Consider the following 10,168-nt stretch of genomic DNA (forward strand, 5'->3'; position numbering starts at 1 on the left):
GTGTTTACGGTGCCGTCGGTCCGCAACCTGCCGATTTTTGGCTAGGCCTGGTTCGTCCTCTGGTGTTTACGGTGGCTTCGGTCCACGTACTGCCGTGCGCTGACTCGCCAGCGCGCCGCGAGGTCCTTTCTTGCTTGCCCAAGAAAGGACCCAAAGAAGGGCACCCGGATTTCGCCCGGGAACCTCGCTCCGGACGTGCTGGGCCGGCGGCGCTGAACTCGCTGCGCTGCGCTCCGCTCAGACATCCAGCGCCTTCTTCCGGCCCATCACGCCCTCCGCGAGGGGCTCCATACGGGAGGCGAAGGTCAAAACCGAACGCATCACCATGTTTGCGCCTAACCATAGGCAATGCCGCTCGAAAGCCCCTGGCGCCCGCTGCGCGGGCGCGGCACGCAACGGCCGCAGGCCGAGCGTGCCCGAGATGTGCGAAGACCCAGCCTTCATCCATTAGCAATCTCGTCGGAACCGCCGTTGTCTTGACCTTGACCCCCCGTTGTCGTCGCGCCGAGTGGAGAGGGTTTTCGCGGGATCAGAGGCGCTGGATGTCTGAGCGGAGCCGAAGGCGCAGCGAGTTCAGCGCCGCCCGCGAAAATCCTCGGAGCGAGGGAAACCCCGGCCCGCGCAGCGGGCCGGGGTCGCGGCAGTCGGGCGTGTTTCTTGGGTACTTCTTTGCACGAGCAAAGAAGTACCTCGCGGCGCGCTGGCGAGTCAGCGCCGGGCAGGCGGCGGACCGAAGGCACCGTAAACGCCCGGGGCCGAGCCAGGACCAGCCACTGCAAGGCAGGCGGCTGGATGACTGCGGCGAGTGCTGGGAATGCGGTGTGCGGTAGCGGGCGGGTCAGGCGGGGCAGGGCGTCTGCCAGGTGGTGACGCGGGCCGGGTCGCCGTCGGTGTGATCGAGGCGGGCAAGCGTCATGCAGTTGCCCCAGACGCAGCCACTGTCCAGCGCCAGCCAGTCCGCCCCCACCCGATGTCCGAGCGCGGCCCAGTGCCCGAACACGATCGGGTGCCCGGCGGCGGCTCGCCCCGGCATCCGGAACCAGGGCCGGAGATCGGAGGGCGCTTCCTCGGGCGGCCCATTGCCGGCGAACTCCAGGCCGCCGTCCGCGGTGAGATAGCGCATGCGGGTACAGGCATTGATGGTGTAGCGCAGGCGCTCGTATCCTTCGAGATCCGGGCTCCAGTGGCTGGGTTCGTCGCCGTACATGACCTCGAACAGTGCGTGGCGTCGTGCCGGGTCGCGCAGCTCGGCCTCCACGCGCCGGGTCTCGCGCGCGGCCGTCTCCGGGTCCCAGGCGGGCGGGAGTCCGGCATGCACCAGGGTCCAGCCGCTGGCGGTGTCGCGGTGCAGCAACGGGCGCTGGGCCAGCCAGTCGAGCAGGTCCGCGGCATCCGGGGCATCCAGCACCGGGCGCAGGGTGTCCTTGCCACCGGGCGTGCGGACGCCCTGTGCGGTGGCGAGCAGGTGGAGGTCGTGGTTGCCGAGGACCGTCGTGGCAGCATCGCCCAGGTCCATGACCCGGCGCAGGCAGCCCAGCGAGTCCGGGCCGCGGTTGACCAGGTCGCCGACCAGCCACAGGTGGTCCTCCGCCGGATCGAACCGCACCTGTTCCAGGAGTCGATCCAGCGGGTCCAGACAGCCTTGGAGATCCCCAACGGCGTACAGCGCCATCGTTCCGCCCGGCCTAGTGCAGGGTGCGCGGGACGGAGAGGGTGAACGGCGGGATCGGCGCGTCGAAGGTGTTGCCGCGTTCGTCGCGCATGCCGTAGGAGCCCTCCATGGTGCCGACCGGGGTCTCGATGACCGTGCCGCTGGTGTATTCGAAGCTGTCGCCGGGCGCGATGCTCGGCTGTTCGCCGACCACCCCCTCGCCACGGACCTCCTGCGTCTGGTCGCGGCCGTCGCGGATGATCCAGTGGCGGTTGAGCAGTTGCACGGTCAGCGCGCCGGCGTTGCGAATGACCACGTGATAGGCGAACACGTAGCGGTCGTCATCCGGCTCGGACTGGTCCTCCACGTAGGCGGTGGACACCTCGATCTCGATGGTATGGGCTTCGGCGTCGTGCTCTTGGGGCGGGTTCATGCGGTTGTGGCTCCAGGTTTGAGCGGGAGACCCGGCATCAGGGGGTCGCGGACCGGCTGGCGCAGACGGCGGCGCCCAGCAGGCCCGGTTCGGGGTGCATGATAAGGGCCACGGGCAATTGCTCAAGCAAGTGGGTCATCGGTGGGCGATTCCGGAAGGCACAGCGAAAGCGCGGGCCACGGAAGGCGTCGACCCAGCGGGGCGCGATCCCGCCGGCCAGGTAAATGCCGCCGGTGGGGAGCGCGGTCAGGGCCATGTCGGCCAGCTGTCCGGCATACAGCCCGACGAAGCGGTCGATCACGTTCTCGGCGGCCGGGTGGCCCGCCCGGGCCAGTTCGCCGATAGCGGCTGCCGGGTCCCGCGCGGCAAGGGCCTCCGCCAGCTCGGGATCCGCTTGCCGGTCGAGCTCGAACTGGCCGATGCGGGCGATCCCGCGCCCGCTCAGCAGGTGTTCGCGCGTGCAGTAGCCCAGTTCGCGGCTTACGAAATCGCCCAGCGCGGCCTCTTCGGGCCCGGCGGGCGAGAAGCGCGCGTGTCCGCCCTCGCCGGGATAGATGGCGGGCCGGCCGGGCGGACCCACCAGACAGGTGCCCAGCCCGGTGCCGGCCCCCGCGACCAGGCGCAGGCCCGCCGGATCGGGTGTCGCGTGCTGGAGGGTCTCGCAGTCGCCGGGTTGCAGCGCGTCGAGGCTCGCGCCGATGGCGGCGAAGTCGTTGAGGAGCGTGACCGGCATACCCAGGCGTTCGCCGAGGCTGGCGGCCTCCAGGGCGGGCCAGTCCAGGTTGGTCACGCGTGCCCGGCCCTGATGGACCGGGCCGGCCACCGCGAGTCCGGCGGCGGCGAACGTATCCACTGTGGCGTATTCGTGGCGCCAGTGCTCAAGGATGCTGGCGAGGTCCGGATGCTCGCGGCTCGGGTAGCGTTGCGCCTCGTGCAGGGACCAGCCATCCGCCTCGCGGCGGGCGCGCGCGACACGGGTGTTGGTTCCGCCGACATCGGCAACGATCAGGTCCATGGGTTCATGGTAGCGGATCGTGGTGACCGGTGGCTCAGTGCGCGCCTGCGTGGATCTGCCGGGCCAGGGCCTCGAACCCGCTGATGTCGACGTTCTCCGGCCGTTCCCCGGGGTCCAGCCCGGCGGCCTCCAGGTCCGCGATCGTGGCCAGACCGGACAGCCCGCGGCGCAGCGTCTTGCGGCGGCTGGAAAAGGCCTGGTTCACCACCCGCGCGAAGGTCGGGTACAGCGCCGGTGCGACCCGCGGCTCGGCCAGGGGCGTGATGCGCACCACGCTGGAGTAGACCTTGGGCGGCGGGTGAAAGGCCCCGGGCGGCACCGTGAACAGGGCCGTGGCCGAGGCCCGGGCGGCCAGCATGACGGTCAGGCGGCCGTAGCGCTTGCTGCCGGGCGCGGCGGTCATGCGTTCCACCACCTCGCGCTGCAGCAGGAAGTGCATGTCGCGGATTGCGCCGACCTGTTCGAGGAGATGGAACATCAGCGGGGTGGAGATGTTGTAGGGCAGGTTGCCGACCACGCGCCAGCCGCGTTCGGGCAGGGGGCCGAGATCGGCCAGCCGCATGTCCAGGGCGTCGCCCACGTGCAGGTCCAGGCGCTCCGGAGGGAAACCGGCGCGCAGCCCGGCGGCCAGGTCGCGGTCGATCTCCACGGCGACCAGATGGTCCAGGCGCTCCAGCAGCGCCGCGGTCAAGGCGCCGCGGCCGGGCCCGATCTCGAGTACGGCGTCTCCCGGCTGCGGGTCGATCGCCGCGACAATGCGCGCGAGGATGCCGGCATCGTGCAGGAAGTTCTGGCCGAAGCGCTTGCGGATCGGCGACGAGGTCTTGAGGCGGGTCATGTCCCCGAGATGCTCCTGCTGGCGGCGGCACGGGCCGCGGCACGGGCCGCGAGGGTTTCCGCCAGACGTTCGGCGGCCTGGAAGCTGCCGACCTCCGCGCGCCCGGTGCCGGCCAGGTCCAGTGCGGTGCCGTGATCCACCGAGGTGCGGATGAAGGGCAGGCCCAGGGTCACGTTGATGGCCCCGCCAAAGCCGGCGTGCTTGAGGACCGGCAGGCCCTGATCGTGATACATGGCCAGCACCGCGTCGACGCCTTCGAGCGCGCGCGGGGTGAACGCGGTGTCGGCCGGGAGTGGGCCGCGCAGATGCATGCCGGCCTCTCGCAGGCGATCCAGGGTAGGGGTGATGATCTCGATCTCCTCGCGTCCGAGGACGCCGTCCTCGCCGGCGTGCGGGTTCAGGCCGCAGACCGCGATCACGGGTTCGTCGATGCCGAAGTCACGGCGCAGGTCGTGGTGCAGCACGCGGGTCACGGCCTCCAGGCGTTCGGCCGTGATGGCGTCGGGGACCGCGCGCAGGGGCAGATGGGTGGTCACCAGCGCGACTCGCAGCGTCTCGGTGGCCAGCATCATCACCGGCGTCGGTGCCCCGGCGCGTTCGGCCAGCCACTCGGTGTGACCACTGAAGGCGATACCGGCGCGGTTGATCACGCCCTTGTGGACCGGGCCGGTGACCATGGCCTCGAAGGTGCCGTCCAGGCAGCCGTCGGCGGCTCTGGCCAGCAGGGCCAGTACGTGTTCGGCGTTGGCGGGGTTCAGGGTGCCGGCGACCACCGGGGCGGCGACCGGTACCGGCAGGATCTCCAGGGTGTGGGCCGGGGTGGGCTCGCGCGGGCGTTGCGGGTCGAAGGGCACCAGGCGCAGGGACTCGCCCAGCTGGCGGGCGCGCGCCTCCAGCACGTCAGGATCAGCGATGGCGACGCGCTGCGCCTGGCCGCGCTGCCGCGCCATGGCGATCAGGAGATCGGGCCCGATCCCGGCGGGATCGCCGGCGGTCAGGGCCAGACGCGGGACCGGGTGGGCCCCGCGCGGATCAGGAGCCGAAGCCGTCGACCCGGTATTCGACATAGGCCTCGTCCCGCAGGCGGCGCAGCCACAGCTCGAGTTCTTCGTCGCGCTTGCGGTTCTGCAGGATCTCGCGGGCGCGGGCCCGGATCTGTTCGCGCGAGGTGTCCACCTCGCGGCGTTCCAGGACCTCGATGATGTGCCAGCCGAACTGGCTCTCCACCGGCTCGCTGACCACGCCCGGTTCCAGTGCCTGCATGGCCTCCTCGAAGGCGGGAACCAGTTCGCCCGGGCTGACCCACCCGAGGGTGCCGCCCTGGGCGGCCGAGCCGGGGTCGTCGGAGTTGGCGCGGGCGAGGTCCTCGAAGCTGGCGCCCTCGCGGATGCGGTTGTACAGGGACTGCGCCTGGCGGCGCGCGTCCTCTTCGCTGCGCACCTGGTCCGGGCTGATCAGGATGTGGCGTACCCGGGTCTGCTGCACGCGGGTCTGGTCACCGCCCTCGCGGTCCAGCAGCTTCATGATGTGGAAACCGCTGGGGGAACGCAGGACATCGCTGACCTCGCCGGTCCGCATCAGCACGGCCTCGCGGGCGAACACGGTGGGGATCTCGCCGGCGGAGCGCCAGCCCAGATCGCCGCCGTCCAGGGCCTGCGGCCCTTCGGATTCGCTGATGGCGACGGTGGCGAAGTCCTCGCCCTCGCGCACGCGGTCGCGCAGCGACTCGGCCTTTTGGCGCGCCTCGGCGATCTGCCGGGCGTCGGCGCCCTGGGGCAGGGCGACCATGATCTGGGCGATGCGATAGCGCACGCCGCGGTCGATGGCGCCGCTTTCGGAGGCGATGAGGTCGGCGATCTCCTGGTCGGAGACGCGGACGCGCTGGTCGACCTGGCGGCGCTGCAGCTGGTTGACGGTCAGCTCGTGGCGGATCTGCTCGCGGAAGGCGTTGAAGTCCACGCCGTCCTGCATCAGAGCCCGGCGCAGCTGCGGCAGGGTCATGCGGTTCTCGCGGGCGATGTTCTCCATCGCGCGGTTCAGGGTCATCTCGTCGATGTTGATGCCGACGCGCTCGGCCTCCTGCAGCTGCACGCGCTCGACGATCAGGCGCTCCATGACCTGGCGCGCCAGGGTGTCCTGGTCGGGCGGACGGTTGCCGCGCTCGATCATCTGCTGGGCGACCAGGTTCATGCGCTCCACCAGCTCGCGCTGGGTGATCACGTCGTCGCCCACCACCGCCAGGATGCGGTCGGTGAAGCGGTCGCCCTCGGGCGTGATGGGCGCCGCCGGGGTGCCGCCGTCACGGGCGGCCCCGGGCGTGACCGGTGCCTCGACCGCGCCCTGCGAGAGCCCGCCGGGTGCCGACCCGGGCGTCTGGGCCATGGCCGGCAGGCCGAGGCCGTAGACCAGGACGGCCAGCAGGGGCAGCAGGGTGCGGACCCCGCCACGGCGTTGTTCAGGGACGTGCGTCATATCCGGCAATACCCTCGCGCAATAGCGAATCCACGCCGGAATCGAACCTTGCCAGGCCGTCCAGCGTGAGTTGGAAGTAGATCGAGTTGTCGTAGGTCTCGTCGAAGCTGTACGCGCGGCGCGCCACCACGCGGATACCATAGCAGCAACTACGATACTGAAGCCCGGCCAGAAGTTCGAGGTCGCGTTCTTCCTGCAGGCTGTAGTTCCAGCGGCCGATCGCGTCGATGCGATCGGTGACCGGCCACATCACGGAGACGTCGGTCTGGTCGATGGAGCGGGCGCCGGCCTCGCGCTGGCGGTAGCCGACGTTGATCCGCGCGCGCTCGGAGGGATGGTAGCCGACCGAGACCGCGGCCAGGGTGGTTTCGCGCGCGTCCTCGTTGTAGAGGATGGAGCCGCGGCCGCTCCAGGCATCGCCGATGCGCACGCGACCTTCCAGGGCCAGGTCCGAACGCGAGTCCGTCAGCGGGTCCTGTCCGGTGCCGCGGCGGACCTCGCGGTCCTCGAGGTAGTGGATCTGACCGGCGGACAGGCTCAGGCGCTCGCGCCCGGTCTGCTGGTCGAGGATGCGGCTGGTCAGGGCGGTGGTGACCTGATGGGTATCACCCACGCGGTCGGCGCCGACAAAGCGGTCCAGGCTGAACAGGTTGTCGAAGCTGAAGTCGGCCTCTCCGGTGTCGAAGATCGGGATGTCGTCCTGGTCGCGGTAGGGCACGTAGCCGTAGAAGATGCGCGGTTCCAGGGTCTGCAGGCGGCGGCCGTTGGCGATGGAACGTTCGAAGATCAGCCCGGTGTCGATCGAGGCGCGTGGTACCGTCCGGCTGATCGATTCCGGACCGCTGGTCTGGTCGCGGCGGTCCAGTTCGTAGCGGGTGTGGCGGACACCGGCGGCGGGTTCGAAGAAGAAGCCGCCGGTGTCATGGCGCCAGCGCACCTCGGGATTCAGGTCGAGGCGGGTACCCACGGGGCGCCCGGACTGGTCCTCGCTGCGCTCGAAGCGCACCAGTTCGGTATCCAGATCCCAGGAGAGGCCGTGGCCCAGGTATTCCCCGGCCTCCAGCGTGATCTGCGGCAGCCGCTGGTAGGGCTCACCGGCGGCGCTCAGCTCGGGGTCGACGATCTGGTAGTCCTCGATGCGGGTGCGCAGGCGATAGGCCGGCTGGTTCCAGGTCAGGTCGGCGGATCGGCGCAGATAGGGTGTGGCGCCCTCGTAGCGGTCCGAGTTGCCGAAGTCGAAGAAGTATTCCCGGTCGGAGACATCCGCGGCGTCGACGCGCAGGTTCAGATTGGAGGTGATGCGGGTCTGGTGGCGCCACTGGGCGAAGTGGCGGTCTTCGCCAGTCTCGCGGTCGTCCGGCAGGTAGCGCACGTCGAGTACGCCATTGTGCCGGGGCTGGAGGTAGCGGAACTCGGTGCCGAGCATGACGCCGCGATCGGCCATGATGCGAGGCGTGAAGGTCGCGTCGTAGTTGGGCGCGATGTTCCAGTACCAGGGTGTCGCGAGATCGAAGCCGGTGCGGCCGCCGGTGCCCGCGCTGGGCAGCAGGAAGCCGCTCTTGCGGCGGTCGTCCAGCGGGAAGTTGATATACGGGGTGTAGGCGATGGGTACACCCTTGAAACGGATGGTCGCATTGCGGGCCACGCCCACGCCGGTCTCGCGATCGAGCTCCAGATCCCGGGTGCGCAGCCACCAGGAGTCGTTGCCGACCGGGCAGGTGGTGTATTCGGCCTCCTCGAAGTCGTGGCGGTGCGGGGCGTGCTGGACGCCCAGGGCGGCACTGCCCCGGGCCGGGATGGACTGCACCAGGAAGTCGATCCTGCGGAACTCGCCGGTCTCCGCGTCCAGGCGGTATTCCCCGCCCTCGGTGTGCAACAGCAGGTCGCCGTCGAACAGGCGGGTGTCACCTTCGGTGCGGGCGGTGCCGGTGGCGCGGTCGTATTCGAGGAACTCGGTGTCCAGGCGCTGTCCGCCTTCGAACAGCTGGACGTTGCCCGAGGCCGAGATGCGTTCGCCGTCCCGGCGCACCTGGTCGGCGTCGATCTCGGTGAGGCCGCCCTCGAGGGTGCGCAGCTCGGGCCACTCGACCCCCGGCGCGAACTCGCACCCCTGTGGGCGTTCTTCCGCGGGCAGCGCGAGCGGGAGCAGTGCCGCGGTCACCAGGCCGATCCCGCACGCGACCGGCCGCGCGATCGGGCGATGGCGCGGCGCGGGGTTGGCGGGCCGGCGGCTCATCCCGACGTCAGGACAGCAGCTGGCGGATCTCGTCGAAGATCAGCTCGATGTCGCGGGTGCCGTTGATGTGCTTGAGCAGACCGTGGCGATCGTAGTACTCGATCAGCGGCCGGGTCTGCTCCTCGTAGACCTTGAGGCGATTGACCACGGTTTCCTCGTTGTCGTCCGCGCGGTGGATCAGATCGCCGCCGCACAGGTCGCACACGCCTTCCTTCTGTGGCGGGAAGGTATGGGTGTTGAATACCGCGCCGCAGTCCCCGCAGGAGACGCGGCCGGTCAGGCGCTGCTTGAGTTCCTCGAACGGGACGTCGATCTGGATGGCGCGGTCCAGCGGCGACTCGATGTCGGCCAGCATGCTGTCCAGCGCCTCGGCCTGGGCGACATTGCGCGGGAAGCCGTCGAGGATGAAGCCCTTCTGCGCATCGGGTTCCTGCAGGCGATCGCGGATCAGGCCCAGGACCAGATCATCCGGGACCAGATTGCCGGATTCCATCGCGTTCTCGACCTGCTTGCCGAGTTCGGTCCGGGCCGCGACCGCGGCGCGCAGCAGGTCGCCGGTGGAGATCTGGGGGATGCCGAAGGTGGCGACCATCTTCTTGGCCTGGGTGCCCTTGCCGGACCCCGGTGCGCCCATCAGGACGATACGCATAGCTGACTCCTGCCGGGTGCCGTACCGGACCGCAGGACTAGCCGGGAACGGGACGGCACGGTGATTGCGGTGGTGAAACGGGCAGCCGGCCCGGGGCGAGGGCGGGCCGCAAACCGTTTCCCGAGCGCGGTCTTATACCGCCTGAGGCCGATGCGCCGCAACCGCGCGCGGCCGTTCGAGTCTCCCTGATGCGACTGTTGATGGGTGCCCTTGCGGGGTGTCTCCCCTGTATAATCCCCCGCTCTTCAAAGCAATCGGAAACTACTCAAGCATGGACCTCAACCAGATCGAAGCCGGCAAGGATCTCCCCAACGACATCAACGTGGTCATCGAGATCCCCACCCAGGGTCAGCCCGTGAAGTACGAGATGGACAAGGACAGCGGGGCTCTGGTGGTTGATCGCTTTATGGCGGTCGCGATGTTCTATCCGTGCAACTACGGATTCATCCCGAACACGGAGTCGGAAGACAACGACCCGGTGGACGTGCTGGTGATCACCCCGGTGCCGCTGCTGCCGGGCTCGGTTGTGCGCTCGCGCCCGATCGGCATGCTGAAGATGACCGACGAGGCCGGGGTAGACGCGAAGATCCTGGCGGTGCCGGTGGACAAGCTGTGCACGCAGTCCGCGCGGTTCCAGAGCCCGGACGACGTGCCGAAGGAGCTCCTGGACTCGATCAAGCACTTCTTCGAACGCTACAAGGAGCTGGAGAAGGGCAAGTGGGTCAAGGTGGAAGGCTGGGTTGGCGCCGACGAAGCCAAGGCGGAGATTGTTGCCAGCTACAAGCGTTACCAGAAGAGCAAGATCTGACGCCGCGCCCCGCTGCATGCAGCGGTCGGTCAGCGCCGCGCCGTCCCGCAGGGTCGGTGCGGCGTT

Annotated in this window: 10 protein-coding genes; 1 reads left to right on the forward strand and 9 read right to left on the reverse strand. The window is 69.7% G+C overall.

Features of this window, described 5'->3' with window-relative positions:
- Positions 1–237: 237 nt before the first annotated feature.
- The 9 genes from D107_RS14200 to D107_RS0111840 all read right to left on the reverse strand — a co-directional run bounded on the left by D107_RS14200 (position 238) and on the right by D107_RS0111840 (position 9,294).
- Positions 238–444, reverse strand: coding sequence for a hypothetical protein (locus D107_RS14200; RefSeq protein WP_018875836.1), 207 nt, complete (start codon positions 442–444; stop codon positions 238–240).
- Between the two features lie 394 nt (positions 445–838).
- Entirely contained in the window at positions 839–1,672 is an 834-nt protein-coding gene (locus D107_RS0111805; protein ID WP_018881550.1) for a symmetrical bis(5'-nucleosyl)-tetraphosphatase, read from the reverse strand.
- 13 nt (positions 1,673–1,685) lie between these two features.
- Complete coding sequence (gene apaG, locus D107_RS0111810; protein WP_018867192.1) at positions 1,686–2,084, reverse strand: Co2+/Mg2+ efflux protein ApaG; 399 nt, start codon at positions 2,082–2,084, stop codon at positions 1,686–1,688.
- A gap of 37 nt (positions 2,085–2,121) precedes the next feature.
- Positions 2,122–3,099 carry an ROK family protein gene (locus D107_RS0111815; RefSeq protein ID WP_018867193.1) on the reverse strand — a complete coding sequence of 326 codons (978 nt, stop codon included), beginning with the start codon at positions 3,097–3,099 and terminating at the stop codon, positions 2,122–2,124.
- Positions 3,100–3,133: 34 nt separating this feature from the next.
- A complete protein-coding gene (gene rsmA / locus D107_RS0111820; protein WP_018867194.1) occupies positions 3,134–3,937 on the reverse strand; it encodes a 16S rRNA (adenine(1518)-N(6)/adenine(1519)-N(6))-dimethyltransferase RsmA in 804 nt (267 codons plus the stop codon).
- A complete protein-coding gene (gene pdxA, locus D107_RS0111825; RefSeq protein WP_018867195.1) occupies positions 3,934–5,004 on the reverse strand; it encodes a 4-hydroxythreonine-4-phosphate dehydrogenase PdxA in 1,071 nt (356 codons plus the stop codon). The genes rsmA and pdxA overlap by 4 nt, the downstream gene beginning before the upstream one ends.
- Positions 4,970–6,409 carry a peptidylprolyl isomerase gene (locus D107_RS0111830; protein WP_018881551.1) on the reverse strand — a complete coding sequence of 480 codons (1,440 nt, stop codon included), beginning with the start codon at positions 6,407–6,409 and terminating at the stop codon, positions 4,970–4,972. Before D107_RS0111830 ends, pdxA begins: the two co-directional genes overlap by 35 nt.
- Positions 6,393–8,645, reverse strand: a complete 2,253-nt coding sequence (locus D107_RS0111835) for an LPS-assembly protein LptD (RefSeq protein WP_018881552.1) — start codon at positions 8,643–8,645, stop codon at positions 6,393–6,395. Before D107_RS0111835 ends, D107_RS0111830 begins: the two co-directional genes overlap by 17 nt.
- 7 nt (positions 8,646–8,652) lie before the next feature.
- A complete protein-coding gene (locus tag D107_RS0111840) occupies positions 8,653–9,294 on the reverse strand; it encodes an adenylate kinase (protein ID WP_018880121.1) in 642 nt (213 codons plus the stop codon).
- A 271-nt stretch (positions 9,295–9,565) separates the two neighbouring features.
- Between D107_RS0111840 and ppa the strand changes: the two genes are divergently transcribed.
- Positions 9,566–10,102 carry an inorganic diphosphatase gene (gene ppa, locus D107_RS0111845; RefSeq protein WP_018867199.1) on the forward strand — a complete coding sequence of 179 codons (537 nt, stop codon included), beginning with the start codon at positions 9,566–9,568 and terminating at the stop codon, positions 10,100–10,102.
- Positions 10,103–10,168 lie beyond the last annotated feature (66 nt).

The organism is Thioalkalivibrio sp. ALE30 (assembly GCF_000377465.1).
Taxonomy (GTDB): Bacteria; Pseudomonadota; Gammaproteobacteria; order Ectothiorhodospirales; family Ectothiorhodospiraceae; genus Thioalkalivibrio.